We start from the raw sequence: 23,281 nt of genomic DNA on the forward strand, positions 1-23,281 counted from the left end.
AAGAACAGCTCATCATAGGGCTGGGCAGCTTTCCACAAGCTTGCGGTGACATTACGAATCGGTCACATTACGGATTGGATAGGCGGTTAGTTCACCGCCAGCGGCAGCACGATGCGCGCCACCAGTCCCGGCGCGCCATCCTCCAGCACCAGCGTGCCGGCGTGCGCCTTGGCGGTGGCGCTGACGATCGACAGCCCCAGGCCATTGCCCGGCAGGTGGCGGCTCTTGTCGACGCGGTAGAAGCGCTGGGTGACCTTGTCGCGTTCCGTATCCGGAATGCCGGGGCCATTGTCGTGCACCGACATCGACGCTTCGCCCTGATACAGGCCGGCGCGCACGTGGATCACCGCGCCACGGCCGGCGTACTTGATGGCGTTGTCCAGCAGGCTGGCGACGGCGCTGGCCAGCAGATTGCGGTCGCCGTCGACATACAGCGAGGCCGGCGCATCGACGGTCAGCGTGATGCCGCTGTCTTCGGCGGTGGCTTCGTACATCTCGCCAATGTCGGCCACCACCCGGCCCAGGTCGAGCCGCTCGAACAGGCGCGCGCGCATGCCGGATTCCGCTTCGGCGATCTGCAGCAGGCGCTCGAATAACCGTATCAGGTCGTCGATGTCGTCGATCGCGTCATGCGCGGCGGTGGACAGGCGCGGCACGGTCGGCTCGTGGCGCAGCGCGTCATCCAGCCGGCCGCGGATGCGGCTCAGCGGCGTGCGCAGGTCGTGGGCGATGGCGTTGGAGACGTTGCGAATGCCTTCCATCAGCAGTTCGATGCGGTCCAGCATGCGGTTGATGTCGTGGTTGAGCAGCGCGAATTCGTCATTGCCGGTGACCGGGATGCGCTGACTCAGATCGCCCGCCTCGATCTGCGCGGCGGTGCGGCGAATCTCGCCCAGCCGCGCCTCGATCGTGCGGCGGAACAGCATGGCGCCGGCGATGGTCAGCATCAGCGACACGCAGGCGCCGGCCAGCAGCGCGCGCCAGATCACTGCGCGCACCGCTTCTTCTTCACTCAGATCGCGGCCGACGATCAGCACCCCGCCCTGCACCAAAGGCCGCAGGTACAGGCGCGCCGGCGCGCTGCGACCGTAGCGCAGCACGGTGGCCGTCACCAGATCGGGCGCCTCGGCCACGCTGGGCCAGGAGTCGAGGTTGCCGGCAATTGCCACGCCGTCTTCGTCCAGCAGTTCGAAAATTTCACGGTCGTTGTCGACGCCGTCGGTCAGCAGGCGGTGCACTTCCGCTTTCAGCGCCGCGCGATTGCCGTCGCCGAGTTTGTCCAGCAGGCGCTCGGTCTGCGACTTGATCTTGCCGTCGATGTTCTGGTCGATGACGCCGATGGTGCCGCTGTAGAATACCGCCGACACGGCGACGATCGAGGCGATGCCCAGCAGGCCGTAGCCCAGCACCAGCTTGGCGACGATCGAGGTCCTTAGCGGGTTGGACAGCCTAGGCAACCGGCAGCTCCGGCACTTCCGGCGGCATCACGCCCATGCGGTAGCCGACGCCGCGCAAGGTATGGATCAGCATCACCGGGAAGTCCTTGTCGACCTTGGCGCGCAGGCGCGAGATCTGCACGTCGATCACATTGGTCTGCGGGTCGAAGTGGTAGTCCCACACCGATTCCAGCAGCATGGTGCGGGTGACCACCTGGTTCTCGTTGCGCATCAGGTATTCCAGCAGGCGGTATTCGCGCGGCTGCAGGGTGATCACTTTGGCGCCGCGCGTGACGCGCAGCGTGCGCAGGTCCAGCCGCAGGTCGGCCACCTGCAGCTGCGTGCTGTCGGCGCCGGGGGCGCTGCGGCGCAGCAGCGCTTCCACCCGCGCCAGCAGCTCGGAAAAGGCGAAAGGTTTGGACAGGTAGTCGTCAGCGCCGCCACGCAAGCCGGTCACGCGGGCGTCGATGGTGGTCAGCGCGCTGACGATGATGACCGGGGTCTGCTTGCCCAGCGCGCGCAGCTTGTCGACGATGGACAGGCCATCGATGCGGCCCGGCAGCATGCGGTCGAGGATGATGATGTCCCATTCCTCGCTGGTGGCGTAGTCCAGTCCATCCGGGCCATTGCCGGCGGCGGTCACCACATAGCCGGCCTCGCGTAGGCCCTTGCAGATATAGTTGGAGGTTTCGGCTTCGTCTTCAATTACCAGGCAGCGCACGCGAGTCTCCGAAAATCATGGGTAGACGCGTATTTTACCTTGGCCGCGCCACCAGCTCACGGTAAAGCGCGTGGTAACTCTGCGCCATCTTCTCGGCGGTGAACAGTTCCCAGTAGCGGGCTTCGGCGCGGCGGCCCATCTCGGCGGCGCGTTCCGGGTGGTCCCACAGCGTGCGCATGGCCACGCCCAGCGCCGCCGGATCGTCCGGCGGCACCACCAGGCCGGTGTCGTTGTCGATGTTGATGTAGGTGGTGCCGGTGCCGATCTCGCTGGAGATCATCGGCTTGCCGAACATCGCCCCTTCCAGCAGCGAGATGCCGAACGCTTCCGAACGCAGGTGCGACGGGAACACCATGGCGTAGCTCAGTTCCAGCAGCGCCACCTTGTCTTCCTCACTCACCGCGCCGATGAACTGCACGTGGGTCAGGCCGAGGCGCTGCGCGTGCGCCTTCAGCTCCTGCTCGATCGGGCCGGCGCCGACGATCACCACCGGGTAATCGACATTGACCAGCGCATCCAGCAGGATATGCAGGCCCTTGTAGTAGCGCAGCACGCCGACGAACAGGAAGAAGCGCTCGCCGCATTGTTCGCGCCAGCGGGCCTTGCGCTCTTCCGACGCCGGCGGATAGGTCGATTTATCCAGGCCGAACGGAATGGTGGTGGTTTTGTGGGCGAAGCGCTTGAGCACCGGCGACGAGGCCAGGTAGTTGGGCGACGTCGCCACCACCGCGCTGACGTTGTGCAGGAAGCGCCGCTTCAGCGGGCCATACACGCGCAGCAGCTGCTTCTGGCGCACGATGTCCGAGTGGTAGGTCACCACGCTCGGCTTGTCGATGCGCGCCAGGAAGTGCGCCAGGTCCATGAACGGCCACGGGAAGTGATAGTGGATCACGTCCGCCTTGCGCGCCAGGCGCGCCAGCTTGCGGACGGCGGCAAACGAAAAACCGGTCGAGGCGATTTCAAAATCCAGCGGCACGCGGTGCACGGTGTGGCCTTCGAACTCGATTTCGGACGGACCGCCGCGGCTCAGCGTCAGCACTTCGTTGGTGATGCCGAGGTGGCCTGTGCCCACGCACAGCTGGCGTATCACTTGCTCGACACCGCCCCAGCTGTCGGGATAATAGGTCTTGTAAAAATGGAGGACGCGCATAGTGTTCAGCGGGATAAGACGTGATGATAAACGGCGGCCGTGCGGCGGGCCGTTTCTGCCCAGGTGAGCTCCAGCGCGCGGCGCTCGCCGGCGGCAATGTAACGGGCACGCGCAACGTCGTCACGCGCCAGGGTGGTCATGGCGGCGGCGATCTCTCCCACCGACATGGGATCGAATTCGAGTGCGGCGCCAGACGCCACCTCCGGCAGCGAGGAGGTGCCGGAACAGGCCACCGCAACGCCGCTGGCAAACGCCTCCAGCAAGGGCAGGCCGAAGCCCTCGTGCAGCGACGGGAAGATGAAGGCGCCGGCGCCGGCATAGACGTGGCGCAGCTGGCGGTTGTCGGTCAGCTGGTCGAGCCAGACCACATTCTCGCCATGCTGCTGCGCGGCCTTGATCTGCGCGACCAGCGCTTCGCTGCGCCAGCCCGGGCTGCCGACGATCACCAGCTGGCGCGCGGCGCGCAGCACCGGCGGCAGCGTCAGGTACGCGGCCAGCAGGCGCTCGACGTTCTTGCGCGGTTGCAGCGTGCCGACGAACAGGAAGTAGCCGGCGCGCAGCTGGTACTGCGCCAGCGTGGCGTCGCACTCGGCAGCGTCCGGCCGGTCGAGCCACTCGGCCGGCACGCCGAGATTCACCACGCTGATGCGGTTTTCATTGACGCCGAAATAGTCGACCAGTTCCCGGATCGAGAAATGCGAGTTGGCGATCACATGCTGCGCCTTTTGCGCGGCATTGATCTGCAACCAGTTCTTCAGCTTGCGCAGCTTGGGGCTGGCCCACTCGGGATGCGAGACCGGCACCGCGTCATGCAGCGTGGCCACCACCGGGCAGTCCATGCGCACGATGCGGTAGTCGGTGGCGTGGAACAGGTCCAGCGGCGCCGCGCCTTTGCCGAGCGCCGTCTGGGTACTCAGATGCACCGACGACGGCAGGATGAAATCGCCCAGCACCGCCAGCGGAAACGACAGCGGCATGGCCCGGCTGGCGGTCATGCGGCGCGCATCGCCGGTTGGCGCAAAGGACAGGGGCTGCACCTCGACGCCGGCCTGCGGCAGATGCGCGATCAACGCTTGCGAGTAGACGCCGATGCCGTCCATGCGGCCGCCCGTCAGAGCCGGCTCGGTGGTAGTTGCAGATAGTCCGACACGCAAGCTTGAAACACCTGTCATGCAGAATACATCCAGCGCAGCGTGTCGGCCAGCGGCACCATGTCCAGCGCACCGGTGGCGGCGACCAGGCGGCGGTTGTCGCCGACCAGGCGCACCACTTCATTGGCGCGCACGAAGGCCGGATTGACATGCACATTGATCTTGTAGCCGGCGATCTCGCTCATCATGTCCAGCGCTTCGCCCAGCGAGTAGCCGTGGCCGGAACAGATGTTGAAGGTCTGGCCGATCGCCGACGGCGCGGCCAGCAGCTTGCGGTAGCTTTGCGCCACCATGCGCACATCGGAAAAATCGCGCCATACGTGCAGGTTGCCCAGCTCGATGTCGGTCGCCTTGCGGCGGAAGTGCGAGACGATTTTCGGCAGCAGGAAGTTCTCATGCTGGCCGACACCGGTGTAGTTAAACGGCCGCACCACGATCAGCGGCAGCTTGTCCTGCCACAGCCGCGCCACGTACTCCATCGACAGCTTGCTGACGGCGTAGTCGTTGGCCGGCGCCGCCGGCACATCTTCGCCGATCACGCCAACGTCGGTATTGCCGTAGATATTGGCGCTGGACGCCAGCAGCACGGCCGACGGCTTTTTCTCCGCCGCCGCCAGCGCATCCAGCAGATTGCGGGTACCCACCACGTTGACGCGGTAAATCTGGTCCACGTCGCCGTGACCGACGAAGGCGATGGCCGCCAGGTGCGCCACCACGTCCGGCTGTACTTCGCGGATGACGGCCGCCAGGCCGGCGCGGTCCAGCAGATCAACCGCAAACTCCCCCTCGCCCGCCGTGTGGCCGGGCGTGATGGTGCCAAACACCTGATAACCGGCCGCGCGCAACTCGCGCGCGACATACTGGCCGGTGAAGCCGGACAAACCGGTGATCAGAGCACGCTTGCCCGCGTCTTCAACAGCCATGGATACTCCTTATGTGAAACTTAGAACGAGAAGCCTGCTTTGTTGCGGCGCAGGTCGGCTTCCACCATCATCTGGCACAGCTGCTCCAGCGTGGTCGACGGTTTCCAGCCCAGCTCCTTGGTGGCTTTGGCCGGATCGCCGATCAGCAGTTCCACTTCCGCAGGACGGTAGAACTTCGGATTGACGCGCACCATGACCTTGCCGGATTTCTTGCACGTAGCGATTTCGTTATCAGCCGAACCGCTCCATTCCAGCGCCACGTCGACCGCCTTGAACGCCATGGTGACGAAGTCGCGCACGGTTTCGGTACGGTTGGTCGCCAGCACATAGGTGTCCGGCTGGTCGGCTTGCAGGATGCGCCACATGCCTTCCACGTATTCCTTGGCGAAGCCCCAGTCGCGCTTGGCGTCCATATTGCCCAGTTCCAGCACGTCCAGCAGGCCCAGATGGATCTTGGCGACCGAATCGGTGATCTTGCGGGTGACGAACTCACGGCCGCGCAGTGGCGATTCGTGGTTGAACAGGATGCCCGACGAACCGAAGATGCCGTACGACTCGCGGTAGTTAACGGTCATCCAGTGCGCATACAGCTTGGCCACGCCGTACGGGCTGCGTGGATAGAATGGCGTATCTTCCTTCTGCGGCACGGCTTGCACCTTGCCGAACATTTCCGAAGTCGACGCCTGGTAGAAGCGGATCTTCGGGTTGACGATGCGGATGGCTTCCAGCAGGTTGACCGGGCCAACGCCGGTGATTTCTGCGGTGGTCAGCGGCTGGTCGAACGATACGCCGACAAAGCTTTGCGCCGCCAGATTGTAGACCTCGTCCGGCTGCACGGTTTGCATCAGGCGGATACTGGAGCTGAGGTCGGTCAGATCGTATTCCACCAGTTTCAGGTTCGGGTGCGATTGGATACCCAGTTCCTCGATGCGCCAGAAGTTCACCGAGCTGGTACGGCGATAAGTGCCAGTCACTTCATAACCCTTTTCCAGCAGCAGTTCGGCCAGGTATGCGCCGTCTTGGCCGGTAATGCCGGTGATCAGGGCTTTTTTAGTTTTCTGCATGATAAATGCCAATCCATCGTGAGTAATATTAAATAGCCCAATATTGTAACAGAGCGTCTGCGCGCACTTTCTATCGAAAATGCACGTTTTACATCACTTACATCTGGTTACGTCAGCAAAAAAAACCGGTCGCACCGCGCTGGCGGAGGACCGGTCGGGCGCAGCGGCAGCTTAGGCCTTGCGTTGCGCCACCGCATCGACCACGCACAGCGCGGTCATGTTGACGATGCGGCGCACCGTGGCCGATGGCGTCAGGATGTGCACCGGCCTGGCGCAACCGAGCAGGATCGGACCGACCGCGATGCCGTTGCCGGACGAGGTTTTCACCAGGTTGTAGGCGATGTTGGCCGATTCGATGTTCGGCATCACCAGCAGGTTGGCGTCGCCGGTCAGGGTCGAGCCCGGCATGATGGCGTTGCGCAGTTTCGAGTCCAGCGCGGTGTCGCCGTGCATTTCGCCGTCCACTTCCAGCGACGGATCGCGCTGCTTGATCAGTTCCAGCGCGGCGCGCATCTTCACCGCCGACGGGCTGTCCGACGAGCCGAAATTGGAGTGCGACAGCAGCGCGGCGCGCGGCGACAGGCCGAAGCGGCGCATTTCTTCCGCCGCCAGCACGGTGATCGCCGCCAGCTCGTTGGCGTCCGGATTCTCGTTGACGTGGGTGTCGACCATCACCAGCTGGCGCTGCGGCAGCACCAGCACGTTCATGGCGGCGTACACGCAGGCGCCTTCGCGGCGGCCCAGCACCTGGTCGATGTAATGCAGGTGCAGTTGGGTGGTGCCGAAGGTGCCGCAGATCATGCCGTCGGCATCGCCCTTCTTGATCATCATGGCGCCGATCAGGCTGTGGCGGCGGCGCATTTCCAGCTTGGCGTACTCCTGCGTCACGCCTTTGCGGGCGGTCAGCTCGTAATACGACTGCCAGTAGTCGCGATAGCGCTCGTCGTGGTCCGGGTTGATGACGTCGAAGTCGACGCCCTGCTTCAGGCGCAGGCCGAACTTGGCGATGCGCGCATCCAGCACGGCCGGACGGCCGACCAGGATCGGCCGCGCCAGTTTCTCGTCGACCACCACCTGCACCGCGCGCAGCACGCGTTCTTCTTCGCCTTCGGCGTAGACGATGCGCTTGATGTCCATGCCGGCCTTCTTGGCGACCTGGAACAGCGGTTTCATGAAGGTGCCCGAACGGTAGACGAACTGTTGCAGGCTTTCTTCGTAGGCCTGCAAATCCTTGATCGGACGGGTGGCGACGCCGGAGTCTTCCGCCGCCTTGGCCACGGCCGGCGCGATCTTGGTCAGCAGGCGCGGATCGAACGGCATCGGGATCAGGTATTCCGGGCCGAACGACAGGTTGGTGAAGCCGTAGGTGGTGGCGACGATGTCCGACTGCTCGGCGTGCGCCAGCTCGGCGATCGCGTGCACCACGGCGATTTCCATTTCGCGGGTGATGGTGGTGGCGCCGCAATCGAGCGCGCCGCGGAAGATGTACGGGAAGCACAACACGTTGTTGACCTGGTTCGGATAGTCCGACCGGCCGGTGCAGATGATGGCGTCGCCACGCACCGCCTTGACGTCTTCCGGCAGGATTTCCGGATTCGGGTTGGCCAGCGCCAGGATCAGCGGATTCGGCGCCATGGCCTTGACCATGTCCTGCTTGAGCACGCCGCCGGCGGAGACGCCGAGGAAGATATCCGCATCCGGAATAACGTCGGCCAGGGTGCGGGCATCGGTTTCGCGGGCGAAGCGTTCCTTGTCCGGGTCCATCAGCTCGGCACGGCCCTTGTACACCACGCCGGCCAGGTCGGTCACGTAGATGTTTTCCAGCGGGAAGCCGAGGTCGACGATCAGGTCCAGGCAGGCCAGCGCGGCCGCGCCGGCGCCGGACACCACCAGCTTGCAGTTCTTGATGTCTTTGCCGACCAGCGAAATGCCGTTCAGGATGGCGGCGCCGACGATGATCGCGGTGCCGTGCTGGTCGTCATGGAACACCGGGATCTTCATGCGTTCGCGCAGCTTGCGCTCGATGGTGAAGCATTCTGGCGCCTTGATGTCTTCCAGGTTGACGCCGCCGAAGGTCGGTTCCAGCGAGGCGATGATATCGACCAGCTTATCCGGGTCTTGCTCGTTGATTTCAATGTCGAAGACGTCGATGCCGGCAAATTTCTTGAACAGCACGCCCTTGCCTTCCATCACCGGCTTGGCGGCCAGCGGGCCGATATTGCCCAGGCCCAGCACAGCGGTGCCGTTGGTGATGACCGCCACCAGGTTGCCGCGCGCCGTGTATTTATAGGCATTGGCCGGATCGATGACGATCTCTTCGCACGGCGCCGCCACGCCCGGTGAGTAGGCCAGCGCCAGGTCGCGCTGGTTGGTCAGTTGCTTGGTCGGCGTAACGCTGATCTTGCCTGCGGTGGGAAATTCGTGGTACTCCAGCGCGGCAACCCGCAGCTGTTGACGAATTGCTTCTTTTTTCTCAGGTGACGAATCCATGTGCTTTACTGCCTTCCCAAATTGTGCGATCGAAGGCCTACGATTTTAGCAGAGCGCCTCTGGCGTTTAACTAGGTATTTTCACCAACAGCAATAAACGTTATCAGCATTTTTTATGACCAGGCCGGGGGTTAGCCGAATTTTTGGGCAGATTCCGCCGGGATAGGCGCAACATAATCAATTTTCCGAACTAATTGGCTGTGACTATCAATTGAAGAAACATGATTGAAATTATCAATATTTCACCATGCGAAGCGGCGCGCTGCGCAAGCCGGGCCGTTTCGGCTAAGCTGGAGGCATCAGCCGTCCATCAGGAGAATGCCATGTCCGCCTTGATCGTGTCCGAACATCTTCCCGAACCAGCCGGCGCTTCGCCGCAAGGGGCCGCCTGGCAACAGCTGTTGCACTGGCAGGACAGCAGCCAGCAACTGGCGTTCGTCTACAGTCGCTCGCAGGGCGGCTTGATCCACACCGGCCAGGGCACGCTGGACCAGCTGAGCCTGGACGCCACCACCATCGAGGCCGGCGCCAGCAAGCTGTACATCGTGCTGACCGGCGCCTCGTACGAGGCCGGGCCGCAGCTGTTCTTCACGCCCAATCTGCTGAGCCGTTTCCACGTCAACGGCGTGGCGGTGCGGCTGGCCAACCGCGACTGGCTGTTCCTGTCGGACGAATCGCTGCCGCCGCTGGGCATGGAAACCCTGATCAGGCGGCTGGAATCCTGACGGCAAGCGATACAATATCGCATGCTCTCCGAATTCGACCTCATTCAAGAATACTTCCAGCGTCCCCACCATGCCGCACGCGCCGTGCTGGGCATCGGCGACGATTGCGCGCTGCTGGCGCCCACGCCCGGCATGCAGACCGCCATTTCGTCCGACATGCTGGTCGAAGGCCGCCACTTCTTCGCCGGCGAAGATGCGCTGCGGCTGGGCCACAAGGCGCTGGCGGTCAACCTGTCCGACCTGGCGGCGATGGGCGCGCGGCCGGTGGGCTTTACGCTGGCGCTGGCGCTGCCGGCGGCTGACCGCGCCTGGCTGCAAGGCTTTTCGCAAGGCCTGTTCGCGCTGGCCGACGCCTTCAACATCGAACTGATCGGCGGCGACACCACCAAGGGGCCGCTGACGATCTGCATCACCGTATTGGGCGAACTGGCGCCGGGCCAGGCGCTGCGCCGCAGCGCGGCCCGGCCGGGCGACGACATCTGGATTTCCGGCACGCTGGGCGACGCCCGCCTGGCGCTGGCCGGCTACCGGCTGGAACTGAAACAGCCGCTGGACGCCGCCAGCCAGCGCGCCGCCGCCGTGCGCATGCACACGCCGGTGCCGCGCGTGGAACTGGGCATGCTGCTGGCCGCGCAGGGCCTGGCGCATGCCGCCATCGATATTTCGGACGGCCTGATTGGCGACCTCGGCCACATCCTCAAGCTGTCGCAAGTGGGCGCCACGCTGAATGTGGATGCGCTGCCGGCCGGCGCCATCCTCGCCACGCAGGAGGTCGCGCTACGCCGCGCCTACACTGCCGCCGGCGGCGACGATTACGAGCTGTGCTTTACCGCGCCGGCGGCCGCCCGCGCCGCCATTCTTGCGGCGGCCGGCAGCGTGGCGACGGCGGTCACGCGGGTCGGCAGCATCGAGGCGCACCGCGGCCTGCGGCTGGTGGACGCCGACGGCGCGCCGCTGGATTTACAGCTGGCCAGCTTCGATCACTTCACGTCCTGAAGCGCCTGCAGGGCGGTGACATCGTCGCCCGGCTGGCCGGCCAGCTTGCCGCTGCCATGCATCAGCCAGTAATGGTGGAACGCCAGGCGGATGTTGTCGCGCAGCTGGGTGTCGTCCCACGGCTTGGTATAGAAGCGGTAGATGGCACCGCGGTTGATCGCATCCAGCACCGCCTCCAGCCCGGTGTAGCCGGACAGGATGATGCGTATGGTTTCCGGATACATTTCCTTGACCTTGCTGAGGAACTCGGTGCCGCTCATGGCCGGCATGCGCTGGTCGCAGACGATCACCTGCACCGCGTGCAGCGCCAGCAATTCAAACGCCTCGGTCGGCGAGACCGCCGTCAGGATCTGGTAGCCGTCGCGGCGGAACAGCCGGTGCAGCGAGGCCAGCACGTTCACATCATCGTCGACGATCAAGAGGGTCTGTGCCGGCTGGCTGGTGTCGCCCGGCGCAGGCGGCAGACTGTGGCCTGAGCGCACCAGCGCGCTCAGCTCGTCCGGCGGCAGCGCCTTGCTGTAGAAGTAGCCCTGGATCTCGTCGCAGCGGCTGCGCCGCAGGTATTCCAGCTGGGCCCGCGTCTCGACGCCCTCCGCCACCACCTGCAGCTTGAGGCTGTGCGCCATGCTGATGATGGCCAGCGCAATCGCCGCGTCGTTGGGATTGGTGGTGATGTCGCGCACGAAGGCGATGTCGATTTTCAGCTTGTCGATCGGGAAGCGCTGCAGGTACGCCAGCGACGAATAGCCGGTGCCGAAGTCGTCGATCGCCACCTTGATGCCCAGCGCCTTCAGGCTCTTCAGCACGGTGATGGTGCGCTCGGCGTTGGACATCAGCGAGGTTTCGGTCAGCTCCAGCTCCAGCAGTTCCGGCGGCGTCTGGTGGCGCAGCAGCGCGTCGCGCACCAGCTGGGCCAGGTCGCCTTCGACGAACTGGCGGCTGGCGACGTTGACCGCCACCCGCACCGGTCCGGTGCCGTCGGCCAGCCAGGTGGCGATCTGGCGGCAGGCGGCGTCGATGATCCAGGCGCCGACCCGCACCACCAGGCCGGTATCTTCCAGCACCGGCACGAACTCGGCCGGGTAGACCAGGCCAAAGCCGGGCCGCTGCCAGCGCAGCAGCGATTCGACGCCGGCAAAGCCGCCGGTGTGCAGGTTGACCTTGGGCTGGAAATGCAGCCGCAGCTCGTGGTTGTCGAGTGCGCGGCGCAGCGCCAGTTCCATGTCCAGCCGCGCCAGCACCTGCACGTTCATGCCGGCGGTGAAGAAGCGGTAGCCGTCGCGGCCGGCCTGCTTGGCGCGTTCCATCGCCGTGTCGGCGTACTTGACCAAGGTTTCCGGATCGGTGGCGTCTTCCGGATAGACCGAGATGCCGATGCTGGCGCTCAGAATCGCCTGGTGGCCGTCCAGCTCGAACGGCTGGCGCAGCGCTTCGCGCACTTCGTTGGCGGCGTGCACCGCGTCCTGCTGGTCGCGGGTCATGGTCAGGATCAGCGCGAACTCGTCGCCGCCGACGCGGCCGACGGTGTCGCGGATGCGTGCGGTCTGCACCAGCCGGTTGCTGAACTGGCGCAGCAAATCGTCGCCGCCGGCCGTGCCGAGCGAATCGTTGATGTTCTTGAAGCGGTCCAGCCCGATCATCAGCACGATGATGCGGCGCGACTTGTCCTGCGCCACGCTGATGGCGTCGGCCACGATCTTGAAGAACAGCGTGCGGTTGGGCAGGCCGGTCAGGCTGTCGTAGTGGGCCATGTGCTGCAGCAGCTCTTCCGCCTGCCGGCGTTCGCTGATGTCGCGCGCCACGCCCAGCATCACGGCCGGCTGGCCGGGCCGCTGCAGCAGTTGCCAGTACAACTCGACCGGCACGGCGATCAGGTCGCGCCGCATCAGTTCCAGTTCGTGCAGTTCCGGCGAACGGGCCGGACCGATGGCGGCGGCGTAGTCGGCCAGCCGTTCGGCCTGCGCGCGCAAGGCCGCCGGCGCACCGAGGCCGAGCCGGCTGGCGGTCGCCCCCAGCATTTCGCCGCGCGGATAGCCGAGCATGCGGCAGGCGCCCTCGTTGACGTCCAGCAGGTCGGCGTTGGCGGCGTCGAGCAGGAAGATGGCGTCGGCGGTGGCGTCCATGGCGCTGCGGAAGCGCTGCAATTCGGCGGTCCGCTCGCGCACCGTCTGCTCCAGCCGGGCCGCATAGTTGCGCTCGCGGTTGTGCAGCAGGCGCATCTCCAGCATGTTGCGGATGCGCGTCAAGGTCTCTATCGGATCGAAAGGCTTGCTGATGAAATCGCGCGCGCCGGTCTCGAAGGCGCGCAGCTTGTGGTCGGGCTGGGCGGTGACCACCAGCACCGGCAGCCAGCCGTCCGGCTCCAGCGGCTTGAGCGCCTCCATCACGTCGAAGCCGCTCATGGCGGGCATTTGCAAATCGAGGATGATCAGGTCGAAGCGGTGTTCGGCATGCCAGCCGGCCACCACGCGCGGATCGGTGGTGGAGCGGACGTCCTGGTAGCCGGTGGACGTGAGCAGGTATGCCAGCAGTTCGATATTGACCGGCTGATCGTCCACGATCAGGATGCGTGCATGGTGGATGTCGGTCTGGCTGATCATTGAGCCTCCGCTCGGTACTTACTCTTCAGTAAGCTTACCAGTCTCAGCAGGGAATGGCGCACAACTGCGCGATTTTTTGCACGATTGCGACGATGGCAAGCTGCATGGTACAGTGGCAGCAAGCCCCGTAGCCCCGTATCCCGAGAAGGACAAGCCATGAGCAATAGCGACACCATCCTCGATCTTGCCGCCCAGGTCGGCAAAGCACTGCAAGACAAAGGGCTGATCCTGGCCACCGCCGAGTCGTGCACCGGCGGCGGCGTGGCCCAGGCCGTCACCGAAATCGCCGGCTCCACCGGCTGGTTCGACTGCGGCTTCATCACCTATTCCAACGCCTCCAAGACTGAAATGCTGGACGTCTCGGCCGCGCTGATCGCGCAGATGGGCAGCGTGTCGGAAGAAGTCGCGGCCGCCATGGCCAGCGGCGCGCTCGGCGCCAGCAACGCGCATGTCGCGGTCTCGACCACCGGCATCGCCGGCCCCACCGGCGCCGTGCCGGGCAAGCCGGTCGGCACCGTGTGCTTCGGCTGGGCCAATGCCGACACGGTCCACACCGAACGGCTGGTGTTTGCCGGCGACCGCCGCGCGGTGCGCGAGCAGACCGTGATCCATGCCTTGCAGGGATTGCTGCGTTTCATTAATTAAGCTAGCCGGTTGCCTTCAGGGCACAAAACAATTACTCTCGACGCATTCAAAAAGCGTTTCGGGAGTAGTAATGCAAAACACGGTACATTTCATTCTCCAGGGTAAAGGCGGCATCGGCAAGACGCTGGTGTCGACCATCCTCGCCCAGTGGGTCGCCAGCAAGGACGTGGCCGAAGGTCAGCAGCCGCTGCGCTGCTACGACACCGACCAGGAGAATCCGACCTTCTCGCGCTACAAGGCGATGAACGTCAGGCATGTGCCGGTGATGACCGACAGCCGCACCATCGACCCCAAGCGCTTCGATGCGCTGATGATCGACCTGCTGGAACAGGACGGCAACTGCGTCATCGACAACGGCGCCAACACCTTCTCGCCGCTGATGGGCTACCTGATCGAGAACGACTGCTTCGCGCTGCTGCAGGAATCCGGCCGCAAGGTCTACATCCACACCATCGTCGGCGGCGGCGACACGCTGCATGACACCGCCACCGGTTTCGTCTCCACCGCCAAGGCCACCAACGTGCCGCTGGTGCTGTGGGAAAATGAACACTTCGGCCTGCTGCAATCGGCGTCCGGCAAGCAGTTCGTCGACTCGCAGACCTACGCCGACAACGCGTCGCGCGTGGTGGGCCGCGTGGTGCTGACGGCGCGCAACGCCGACACCTTCGGCGCCGACCTCAAGAAAATGAACACGGCGCGCATGACCATGGCCGAAGTGCGCGAGAGCGACAAATTCAACGTCATGGAAAAGCAGCGCATCAAGGTGGTGTTCCGCGACCTGTTCGAGCAACTCGACAAAGTGCAGTGGTAAGCATGGACCAGCAAAAGCTGCGCAGCCTGGTATTTGAAAAGACCGGCGTCAAGATCGACCTCGACGACCCGGTGTTCGCGCTGGTGGCGCTGAATGAAGCGGTGCTGGAAGAGACCGTGGAGCGCCATGTGGCGCGCATCGACGCCGCCTCGCAGGAACTGGCGCAGCAGGCGCGGCTGGCCGGTGGCGCAAACGCCGTCGCGCACTGCAGCCAGCGCGCAGCGCACGAGGCCGCGCACGACGCGCCGGCCCATGGATCGTACGGCGCAGGCCAAGCGCCCGGCTATGTGCCGACGCCTGCTGCTGGCCCGGTGCGGCCGATCGCCACCCACTCGCCGGCGATCACGCCGCGCGAACTGCGACTGCTGGCGGCCGCAGCCGGCATCGCCCTGATCAGCGCGCTGGTGGTGCTGGGCGGCCAGGCCGCCTTCCGCAAACCAGCGCCAGCACTCAGCGCGGAACAGGCGCAAGCCCTGCAGCGCGCCGACAAAATGGAAAAAGCCCTGCAAAACCTCGATCCCAAACTGCGCGCGCAACTTCCCGCCGATCTACAGAAGTAAATTGCGTGTGGCGGACCACGCTTGCATCGTCCGCTGAACCAGCGTCAGACTGGACCGCTAGACTGCAACAGCGCCGCGAGAGAGTCGCCGAGTCGCCGTACTTCGCTGGCCAGCAGGCGGTATTCCTCGGTTATCTGCTCCTGGCTTTTGTTTGCCAGAAAGAAAAGTTTATCGGCCGAGGCGTAAATAGTTGCGGTCAGCGCGCTGCGCGGGTCGAGACCATTGGCGTGTGCCCAGCGATCAATAGCCGCGCCGGACAAACCGTACAACTCCTCACGCCATGGCCGGCTATTGACCAGGCTGAGTATGCGGCGCTGAGCGTCAATTCTATTGTTAAACTCGTTCATGCAGGCTCCGTAAAGTGTTCATCCATGGTGGCACCACTGCAGCCGCCTTCAGCACGGCGCGAATATCCTCAAACGTCAGCCGATCGCCATGGCCACGCGTCGATAGCAATCTGGCGCGCGTCAGCCTTGAAAAATCTTCCACGCTCATCGGCAACGGCGGCGCCACCAGCAATGGCGAACGGCGCGAGAAAATCGGCTGACCTTGCGCCAGCGAATGACAGGTCGCAAAGTTTCTCAACGCTAGAAACATGCAGGACAAATTAAACGTTGCGCTATTCGCGCCCCGCTCCAGCTCGTTCCACGACTGCATAAACAGGTCTTGAAACTTGGCGTAGTCACTTTCCACCGCAACATATGGCTGGGGCGGCCCCATTTCGCGCAGGAAGTCACTGCCATCTCCGCTGAAAATCAAACGTGCCTCCAGATGAAGATGCCACGCAAACGGATTGCCTTCTGCCCACAGCGCGCGCAATCGCGGATAGCGGTAAATCGAATACTTGCAGTGATCCAGCTCAGGCGCCGCCTCGTCGACACAAGCTAGCAAATCGACATCCGAGCCATTGTCCACTTCGCCCCGGCAGACGGAACCAAACGCGTAGATGTGCATCATGCTTAACGCCGTCCAAATCGTTTTACCAGAATCGCGGTCAGAAACGCAAAGCCGATCAACCTCAGCGCAGCGATGGCCGAACACACCCACACCGGAAAATATCCCGGCGTGGTAATGCCAAAAAATATACCCGGCGAGCTGACCAAACTATCCAGGTAAGCTCTCAAGCTCCAGGGATCGCGAAATTGCGCTGTGTCGTAGATGGCAATCAGCACATGCACCACCATCAGCGTACGCAGCAACTTAAGGGTACTTTCGCCATTGCCCCAGATAGCATCGAGCATCCTGAATTCTGCCCACCGAATGAATTGCCGAAGCTTCTTCCAGCCCGCATATTTTTCACGATAGTAGCTCTCACTTGAAAGCCACGACTTTCTTAGATAGTTTGCGGTCGCATCCAGTTCCAGCAAAATGGCTTTGTTGACGGCCTTGGCATCACCAATCTGCTGGAAATTCATTCGGAGCGTGCGGGCAAACCGCAATTTCAAGTTGTCCTGGCTGGGCGCCTCGTTATCCAGAATGTCATCGTCAATCTGGCAACGCTCAAAGGTCGCATAGTCGAAGACGCATCCCGAGAATGCCGACTGATGGAAATTACAGCTGACAAAGCGGCAACCGGTAAAGTCGCAAGAGTTGAAAAAGCAGCGGTTGAAATAGGCCGATTCAAAAATACTATGCCGGAACGAGACGTTCTGAAAACGGGTCTGCTTCATGGCATTCAGGCGGACATACACTTTGAATGCATACAACTGCGGTTCGTTCATCAGGCTGCCGCTGGCAAACAAATCGGTCAACACTTCCCTGTTGCCGGGCGACAGCGCGGCATATGGCTTTTTGGTGTTGGCGTCGTTGTTCATGTCAGCCCAGGCAGAAAGCTGGATTTGGTCCGCTTTCTAACTGTCTCATCCGATCCACATCAATCGATCAGCAAGTTTTGTGCTAACATGTGAACACCTATTCACATGTTAGCAATCATGAGCTGTCAACACGACTATTCCACGTGCGATCCGCAGATCGCGCAACTGGCCGATCTGTTCCATCTGCTGGGCGATCCGACCCGGCTGCGCATCGTGCTGGCCTGCATGCCGGCGCCGATTGCGGTCTCCGAGATCGCGTCTACACTGGAATTGAGCAGCTCGCTCGTGAGCCACCATCTGCGCTTGCTGCGCGCCGCCCGCATCGTCAAATCCGAGCGCCAGGGCAAGCAAGTTTTCTACTCCGCCGCCGATGCCCATATCAGCGGCGTACTCAACGATATGCTGGAACATATCGCCGAACCTGCCACCGGAACCGAAGCATGAGCAAGCACCACGACCATCACGATCACGACCATGATCACCACGATCATGACCAGCACGCGCACAGCGGCCACGATCACAGCCACGGCATCGGCCATCACCACCATCACGGCGATCCGAATACCATGGGCCGCGCCTTCGCCATTGCCATCGGTCTCAATACGGTGTTTGTCGGCGTCGAGTTCTTCTACGGTTTCCTGGCCAACTCCACCGCGCTGATGGCCGACGCCGGCCACAACCTGTCGGACGTGCTGGGCCTGATGCTGGCCTGGGGCGCCGCCATCCTGGCCAAGCGCCTGCCGAACCACCGCTACACCTACGGCCTGCGCAGCAGCTCGATGCTGGCCGCGCTGTTCAACGCCATGCTGCTGATGGCGGCCTGCGGCGGCATTGCGTGGGAAGCAGTGCAGCAACTGGCGCATCCGGACCCGGTGGCCGGCCTGACGGTATCGGTGGTGGCCGGCATCGGCATCCTGATCAATGGCTTCTCGGCCTGGCTGTTCATGGCCGGCAGCAAGGACGACATCAACGTGCGCGGCGCCTACCTGCACATGGCGGCCGACGCCGCCATCTCGCTGGGCGTGCTGATTGCCGGCGTGGTGGTGCGCTACAGCGGCTGGAACTGGCTCGACCCGCTGGTCAGCATGGTGATCGTGGTGTTCATCGTGATCAGCACCTGGTCGCTGCTGAAGCAGTCGCTGCGCATGGTGATGGCGGCGGTGCCGGACAATGTCGACCGCGCCAGGATCGAACAGTTCCTGCGCCAGCAGCCGGGCGTGAGCAAGGTGAGCGACCTGCACATCTGGGCCATGAGCACCACCGAGAACGCGCTGACGGCGCAGCTGGTCACGCCGACCGGCTATCCGGGCGACAACGCCATCGACGCCATCAGCAAGGCGCTGCGCGAGGAATTCTCCATCCAGCACAGCACGCTACAAGTGCGCACCGGCGAAGCCGAACTGGAATGCTGTCTGCAAGCGCCGGCCCCGGCGCCCGCCGCGCACGCCCACGCGCACTAATCCGCCAGATTGGCGTACAGGGCGGTACTCAGGTAGCGCTCGCCAAACGACGGGATGATCGTGACGATGATCTTGTCGGCACTCTCCGGCCGCCGCGCCACCTGCAGCGCCGCCCACAGCGCGGCGCCGGAGGAAATCCCCACCAGCAGTCCTTCCTGCCGCGCCGCCTGGCGCGCGGTCTCGAACGCATCGTCGTTGTTCACGCACACCACTTCGTCATAGATGGCGGTATTCAGCACGGCCGGCGCGAAGCCGGCGCCGATGCCCTGAATCGGATGCGGTCCCTTGGTTCCCTGCGACAAAAACGGCGACGCCGCCGGCTCCACCGCCACGCAGCGGAAGCCGGGCTTGCGCGCCTTGAGCACCTCGCCCACGCCGGTGATAGTGCCGCCGGTGCCGATGCCGGCCACCAGGATGTCGGCGCGGCCATCGGTGTCGGCCCAGATTTCTTCGGCGGTGGTGCGGCGGTGCACTTCGGGATTGGCGGGATTGTTGAATTGCTGCGGGATCAGGTAGCGCGCATCGCTGGCGGCCAGTTCATCGGCGGTGCGGATCGCGCCCAGCATGCCTTCGCTGCCGGGTGTAAGGATCAGTTCGGCGCCATAGGCGCGCAGCAGCATGCGCCGTTCGCGGCTCATGGTGTCCGGCATCACCAGCGTGCAGCGGTAGCCGCGCGCCGCGCACACCATGGCCAGCGCGATGCCGGTGTTGCCGCTGGTCGGTTCGAGGATGATGGTGTCGGCGCGGATGTGGCCGGCTGCTTCGGCCGCTTCGATCATGGCCAGGCCGATGCGGTCCTTGACACTGTGCGCCGGGTTGCAGTATTCCAGCTTGGCCAGCACCTCGGCGGTGCTGCCCTGGGCCAGCCGGTTGATCCGTACGAGCGGGGTACGGCCGATCAGTTCAGTAACGTTGCGAGCGACCTGCATGACAACCTCCGGCGACGAGGGGGAGAGTTGTTAGTCTACCCCTGTTCGCGCGGTGCTTGCCACTTACTTCACGTTGACCAGTTCCACATCGAAGATCAGCGCCGAGTTCGGCGGGATGCCGCTGCCTGGCGTCGGACGGGCGCCGTAGGCCAGTTCCGATGGAATGATCAGGGTGCGCTTGCCGCCCACTTTCATGCCGATGATGCCCTGGTCCCAGCCCTTGATGACGCGGCCGGCGCCCAGCACGAAGTCGAGCGGTTCGCCGCGCGCGATCGACGAGTCGAACATCTTGCCGTGCATATTCTTGGCCAGCGGGCGGTACAGCCAGCCCGAGTAATGCATGTAGACGGTGGCGCCGACGGTGGCTTCGGCGCCGGTGCCGACCTTGGTGTCGGTGATGATCAGCTGTTCGGCAGCCGGGCCTGGCGTGGCGGAGCCGACCACCAGCGGGGCGGCCGGGGCGGCCGGGGCAGCCTCGGGCTGGGCCTGTGGCGCCTGCGCGAAGGCGGCGGCCGAAACAGTCAACAACATCGCAACAACTACGGAACTACGCTTCATGTGGATTCTTTCAATGAGGTCGGCAGACAGCTCGTCATGATAGCAAACTAGACGGCGTCCGGGGTGCTAGTTGGCAAGGCGTCATCGGCCAGCCGGCGCAGCGCGTGGCCGGCCGCCACCATGCCGAAGGTGGCGGTGACCACCATCGCCGAGCCGAAGCCGGCGCAGTTGAGGCCGGTCACGCCGCCGCTGCGGTCGTCGCCGTCGACCGCGCACACTTCGCCGGTTTCCGGGAACTTCAGCGGCTCCATCGAGAACACGGCGTCGATGTGGAACTTGGTCTTTTCGCCGCGCGGAAAGCCGTACTGAGCGCGCATGATCTTGCGCACCTTCTTCAGCAGTGGTTCCTGCTCGGTCTTGGCCAGGTCGCGCACCGAAATCTGCGCCGCATCGGTCTTGCCGCCGGCGCTGCCGATGGTGATCACCGGCAGGTTGTGCTGACGCGCCCACGCCAGCATGGCGGCCTTGGCCTTCACGGAATCGGTAGCATCGATCAGGTAATCGAACTTGCCGCCGCCGAGCATGGCTTCAAGGTTGTCCGGCTCGACAAAATCTTCCACCTGGTTGACCTGGCAGAACGGATTGATCTGCGCGATGCGTTCGGCCAGCGCGGTGATCTTGGCCATGCCGACGGTGCTGCTGAGGGCCTGAATCTGGCGGTTGATATTGGACTCGGCCACGTTGTCGAGGTCGATCAAGGTCAGTTGGCCGACGGCGCTGCGCGCCAGCGCCTCGACGATCCACGAGCCGACGCCGCCGACGCCGACCACGCACACGTGGGCGCTGCGGAAGCGCTCGAGCGCATGGGCGCCATACAGGCGCGCGATGCCGCCGAAGCGGCGTTCAAAGTCGACGTCGTCGAAATCTGGGGGTGTGATGCTGTTCATGCCGCCATTTTAACGGAGCGGCGGCAAACCAACCGAACATTGAAAAAGTTGACAAGCTGATATGCTGGCCGAATCGATACCATTCCGTCCAGTCATGTTCAAGAAAATCCTTTCCGCCTTACGCGGCAGTAACCGCGACAGCAAAACCGACGCCCCTGCCGCCGGCGACCCGATCACGGCTTACGATGCCCAAGGCCGCGAATTGCAGATCAGCCGCAACGAGTGGCGCGAGAAAATGTTCCTGCCGACGCTGCAGCAGGCATGGGATGACGCGGATGAACTCTACCGACAAATCCTGACCGGCATCAACGACGGCTTTGCGGCCGATCTGCCGGCGGCCGGCCAACGCCTGGTCGAGATCGACGCCAACGTCGACCGCAGCCACACCACGCTGGGCATCGTGCACCTGAGCAACGGCCAGCTGGACGCCGCCGAAGCCACGCTGCGCGCCGGCATGGCGAAGGCGGGCGCAACCGGCGCCCTGCTGACCAACCTGGCCAAAGTGCAATTCGAGCGCGGCGATGAAGCGCTGTCCGAGCAGACGCTGTGGCAGGCGGTGCAGGCCGCGCCCAATCTGGAAGCCGGCTTGATGTGGTGGGCCACGACCCAGCGCGAGAAACATGGCGAAACCGCCTATCTGGCAGCGCTGCGCACTGCCGCCGCCCTGCCCGGCGCCTGGTGTCCGCAATTGTGGCTGGCGCGCCACCATCTGGAACAGCAGGAAGTCGGGCAGGCGCGGGCCCTGTACGCCGGCGTGCTAGCGGCCGGCAATTTCGACCGCCACGCCCTGATGATGATCGCCAACGATCTCGGTTCGACCGGCCACCTTCAGCTGATCCTCGACCTGATCGACCCGGTCTACGACGAACACCTGCATGGCCCCACTACCGGCCTCAACCTGATGCGCGCCTGCCTGGAGCTGGGCCAGATCGAACGCGGCCGCGCCCTGCTGGTGCGCATGACCGCACTCAATTTCCCGCCCATCCAGCAACACCTCGACCAGTTCGCGCAGGCGTTTGAAGCCTACGACTAAATCCGCGCCTGCTTGAATTATTCTAGAATGGGCGCTCAATCCAGAGAGAGCGCCTTCCATGAGCAACGCACTGTACGACACCGCCCCCGATTTCAGCCAGCCGATTGCTGTGCTGAAACACTGCCACGACCGCATCCGCAAGCAGCTGCAAACGCTACAGAACCTGCTGGCCCATCTGCCCCTGCACGGCGCCGATGTTGACGCACAGAAAGCCGCGCAAGCGGTGCTGAAATACTTCGACCATGCCGCCCATTTGCACCACGACGACGAGGAGCAAAACCTGCTGCCGATGCTGCAAGCGACCGCGCGCGACGCCGACGCCTCTCTTCTGGCAGAGCTGGTTCCCGCCATCTTGGCCGGTCACGAGCAAATGGATAGAGACTGGACTATAATCAAATCGCAACTTGAGCAAATCGCCAACGGGACCAGCACCACGCTGTCGGCCAGCGATGTCGCGCGCTTCTGCGACACCTACGCGGCCCACATGGTGCAAGAGGAAACCCACATCGCGACGATGGCCAAGCGGCTGTTCACCCCAGAACAAATGGCGCAGCTGGGCAGTGCGATGCAGGTACGGCGCGGGATTACCCCCGACCTGCCCCACAGCCAGGTGCCGGAGCAACAGGCGCTCCCGGTCAACCACACGGTGGCCGATGGCGTCGTGCTGGCGGACTTGCGGCTCGACTACGGCCGCGCCAGCCTGACGGAGCAGGACGTGCTGGACGACCCGATCGCCCAGTTCGGCAAATGGTTTGAGGAGGCCATGCATGCGAAGGTCAATGAACCCAACGCGATGAGCGTGGCCACGGTGGACGCGGACGGCAAGCCCAGTTCGCGCATCGTCCTCATCAAGCAATACGACCAGCGTGGCTTCACCTGGTACACCAATTATGAGAGCCAGAAAGGCCAGCAGCTGCGCGCCAACCCGCGCGCGGCCTTGCTGTTCTTCTGGAGTGAACTCGAACGCCAGGTGCGGATCGAAGGTAGTGTGGTGCAAACTGCCGCCGAAGAAAGCGACAAGTATTTTTACAGCCGGCCGGTGAAAAGCCAGATCGCTGCGATCGCCTCGCAGCAGAGCGCGCCTATCGCAAGCCGCGAGCAGATGGAAGCCAATTACGAAGCCGCCGCGGCAGTCAGTGGCGAGCAGCCGGTGCGGCCGGCGCATTGGGGCGGTTATCGCCTTGATCCGGTCCGCATCGAATTCTGGCAGGGACGCCGTTCGCGTTTCCATGACCGGATCGTGTACGAGAAACAAGCTGATGGCAGCTGGGTCAAGGAGCGCCTGCAACCGTAAGCAGGGCCGCCTCCGCACGGAGACCAGACCATTGC

Annotated in this window: 23 protein-coding genes; 9 read left to right on the forward strand and 14 right to left on the reverse strand. The window is 63.9% G+C overall.

Going from position 1 to position 23,281, the window contains the following annotated elements:
• Nucleotides 1-86: 86 nt before the first annotated feature.
• From GTP55_RS07595 to GTP55_RS07625, 7 genes are all read right to left on the reverse strand, one after another.
• On the reverse strand, nt 87-1,457 hold the full coding sequence (locus GTP55_RS07595; protein ID WP_229257819.1) for a sensor histidine kinase: 1,371 nt from the start codon (nt 1,455-1,457) through the stop codon (nt 87-89).
• The gene (locus GTP55_RS07600; protein WP_161044342.1) at nt 1,450-2,157 is read right to left on the reverse strand and encodes a winged helix-turn-helix domain-containing protein; all 708 of its coding nucleotides are present in this window, start codon (nt 2,155-2,157) and stop codon (nt 1,450-1,452) included. Before GTP55_RS07600 ends, GTP55_RS07595 begins: the two co-directional genes overlap by 8 nt.
• A 34-nt stretch (nt 2,158-2,191) precedes the next feature.
• Nucleotides 2,192-3,307: a glycosyltransferase family 4 protein gene (locus tag GTP55_RS07605; RefSeq protein ID WP_161044343.1), complete on the reverse strand. Its 1,116-nt coding sequence runs from the start codon at nt 3,305-3,307 to the stop codon at nt 2,192-2,194.
• A gap of 5 nt (nt 3,308-3,312) precedes the next feature.
• The gene (locus tag GTP55_RS07610) at nt 3,313-4,407 is read right to left on the reverse strand and encodes a glycosyltransferase family 4 protein (protein ID WP_229257820.1); all 1,095 of its coding nucleotides are present in this window, start codon (nt 4,405-4,407) and stop codon (nt 3,313-3,315) included.
• Nucleotides 4,408-4,475: 68 nt separating this feature from the next.
• Nucleotides 4,476-5,381, reverse strand: a complete 906-nt coding sequence (locus GTP55_RS07615) for a GDP-mannose 4,6-dehydratase (protein WP_161044345.1) — start codon at nt 5,379-5,381, stop codon at nt 4,476-4,478.
• A 20-nt stretch (nt 5,382-5,401) separates the two neighbouring features.
• On the reverse strand, nt 5,402-6,445 hold the full coding sequence (gmd, locus tag GTP55_RS07620; RefSeq protein ID WP_161044346.1) for a GDP-mannose 4,6-dehydratase: 1,044 nt from the start codon (nt 6,443-6,445) through the stop codon (nt 5,402-5,404).
• A 171-nt stretch (nt 6,446-6,616) separates the two neighbouring features.
• A complete protein-coding gene (locus GTP55_RS07625) occupies nt 6,617-8,935 on the reverse strand; it encodes an NADP-dependent malic enzyme (RefSeq protein WP_161044347.1) in 2,319 nt (772 codons plus the stop codon).
• 322 nt (nt 8,936-9,257) lie between these two features.
• On the opposite strand from GTP55_RS07625, the gene GTP55_RS07630 reads away from it, so the two are divergent.
• Together GTP55_RS07630 and thiL are read left to right on the forward strand one after the other, a co-directional pair.
• Nucleotides 9,258-9,659 (forward strand): hypothetical protein, encoded by a 402-nt coding sequence (locus GTP55_RS07630; RefSeq protein WP_161044348.1) that lies wholly within the window; start codon nt 9,258-9,260, stop codon nt 9,657-9,659.
• Between the two features lie 21 nt (nt 9,660-9,680).
• Nucleotides 9,681-10,655 carry a thiamine-phosphate kinase gene (gene thiL / locus GTP55_RS07635; RefSeq protein ID WP_161044349.1) on the forward strand — a complete coding sequence of 325 codons (975 nt, stop codon included), beginning with the start codon at nt 9,681-9,683 and terminating at the stop codon, nt 10,653-10,655.
• Here the strand turns inward: thiL and GTP55_RS07640 are convergent.
• Nucleotides 10,640-13,255: an EAL domain-containing protein gene (locus GTP55_RS07640; protein WP_161044350.1), complete on the reverse strand. Its 2,616-nt coding sequence runs from the start codon at nt 13,253-13,255 to the stop codon at nt 10,640-10,642. The genes thiL and GTP55_RS07640 overlap by 16 nt on opposite strands.
• A 156-nt stretch (nt 13,256-13,411) precedes the next feature.
• On the opposite strand from GTP55_RS07640, the gene GTP55_RS07645 reads away from it, so the two are divergent.
• The 3 genes from GTP55_RS07645 (at nt 13,412) to GTP55_RS07655 (ending at nt 15,271) form a co-directional block, all read left to right on the forward strand.
• A complete protein-coding gene (locus tag GTP55_RS07645) occupies nt 13,412-13,900 on the forward strand; it encodes a CinA family protein (RefSeq protein WP_161044351.1) in 489 nt (162 codons plus the stop codon).
• Nucleotides 13,901-13,970: 70 nt separating this feature from the next.
• Nucleotides 13,971-14,711 (forward strand): P-loop NTPase family protein, encoded by a 741-nt coding sequence (locus GTP55_RS07650; RefSeq protein ID WP_161044352.1) that lies wholly within the window; start codon nt 13,971-13,973, stop codon nt 14,709-14,711.
• Nucleotides 14,712-14,713: 2 nt separating this feature from the next.
• Nucleotides 14,714-15,271 carry a hypothetical protein gene (locus GTP55_RS07655; RefSeq protein ID WP_161044353.1) on the forward strand — a complete coding sequence of 186 codons (558 nt, stop codon included), beginning with the start codon at nt 14,714-14,716 and terminating at the stop codon, nt 15,269-15,271.
• A 44-nt stretch (nt 15,272-15,315) separates the two neighbouring features.
• Here the strand turns inward: GTP55_RS07655 and GTP55_RS07660 are convergent, their stop codons facing one another.
• The 3 genes from GTP55_RS07660 to GTP55_RS07670 are packed head-to-tail and all read right to left on the reverse strand — an operon-like array spanning nt 15,316 to nt 17,085.
• Entirely contained in the window at nt 15,316-15,618 is a 303-nt protein-coding gene (locus GTP55_RS07660) for a hypothetical protein (RefSeq protein ID WP_161044354.1), read from the reverse strand.
• Nucleotides 15,605-16,228, reverse strand: coding sequence for a nucleotidyltransferase domain-containing protein (locus GTP55_RS07665; protein WP_161044355.1), 624 nt, complete (start codon nt 16,226-16,228; stop codon nt 15,605-15,607). The genes GTP55_RS07660 and GTP55_RS07665 overlap by 14 nt, the downstream gene beginning before the upstream one ends.
• A 2-nt stretch (nt 16,229-16,230) precedes the next feature.
• The gene (locus GTP55_RS07670) at nt 16,231-17,085 is read right to left on the reverse strand and encodes a pentapeptide repeat-containing protein (RefSeq protein WP_161044356.1); all 855 of its coding nucleotides are present in this window, start codon (nt 17,083-17,085) and stop codon (nt 16,231-16,233) included.
• Between the two features lie 117 nt (nt 17,086-17,202).
• Here GTP55_RS07670 and GTP55_RS07675 point away from each other — a divergent pair, with 117 nt between their 5' ends.
• Entirely contained in the window at nt 17,203-17,529 is a 327-nt protein-coding gene (locus tag GTP55_RS07675; protein WP_110845328.1) for an ArsR/SmtB family transcription factor, read from the forward strand.
• Nucleotides 17,526-18,545: a cation diffusion facilitator family transporter gene (locus GTP55_RS07680; protein WP_161044357.1), complete on the forward strand. Its 1,020-nt coding sequence runs from the start codon at nt 17,526-17,528 to the stop codon at nt 18,543-18,545. Before GTP55_RS07675 ends, GTP55_RS07680 begins: the two co-directional genes overlap by 4 nt.
• Here GTP55_RS07680 and cysK read toward each other — a convergent pair.
• The 3 genes from cysK to GTP55_RS07695 all read right to left on the reverse strand — a co-directional run bounded on the left by cysK (nt 18,542) and on the right by GTP55_RS07695 (nt 20,919).
• Nucleotides 18,542-19,474 carry a cysteine synthase A gene (gene cysK, locus GTP55_RS07685; protein ID WP_161044358.1) on the reverse strand — a complete coding sequence of 311 codons (933 nt, stop codon included), beginning with the start codon at nt 19,472-19,474 and terminating at the stop codon, nt 18,542-18,544. The genes GTP55_RS07680 and cysK overlap by 4 nt on opposite strands.
• Before the next feature lie 63 nt (nt 19,475-19,537).
• Nucleotides 19,538-20,032: an FKBP-type peptidyl-prolyl cis-trans isomerase gene (locus GTP55_RS07690; RefSeq protein ID WP_202423618.1), complete on the reverse strand. Its 495-nt coding sequence runs from the start codon at nt 20,030-20,032 to the stop codon at nt 19,538-19,540.
• A 47-nt stretch (nt 20,033-20,079) separates the two neighbouring features.
• Nucleotides 20,080-20,919 carry a tRNA threonylcarbamoyladenosine dehydratase gene (locus tag GTP55_RS07695; RefSeq protein ID WP_161044359.1) on the reverse strand — a complete coding sequence of 280 codons (840 nt, stop codon included), beginning with the start codon at nt 20,917-20,919 and terminating at the stop codon, nt 20,080-20,082.
• Between the two features lie 94 nt (nt 20,920-21,013).
• Between GTP55_RS07695 and GTP55_RS07700 the strand changes: the two genes are divergently transcribed.
• Both GTP55_RS07700 and pdxH read left to right on the forward strand, forming a co-directional pair.
• Nucleotides 21,014-21,952: a tetratricopeptide repeat protein gene (locus tag GTP55_RS07700; RefSeq protein WP_161044360.1), complete on the forward strand. Its 939-nt coding sequence runs from the start codon at nt 21,014-21,016 to the stop codon at nt 21,950-21,952.
• A 58-nt stretch (nt 21,953-22,010) separates the two neighbouring features.
• The gene (pdxH, locus tag GTP55_RS07705) at nt 22,011-23,246 is read left to right on the forward strand and encodes a pyridoxamine 5'-phosphate oxidase (protein ID WP_161044361.1); all 1,236 of its coding nucleotides are present in this window, start codon (nt 22,011-22,013) and stop codon (nt 23,244-23,246) included.
• Nucleotides 23,247-23,281: the final 35 nt, after the last annotated feature.

Origin of the sequence: Duganella margarita, from assembly GCF_009857535.1 — a bacterium.
GTDB lineage: Bacteria > Pseudomonadota > Gammaproteobacteria > Burkholderiales > Burkholderiaceae_D > Rugamonas > Rugamonas margarita.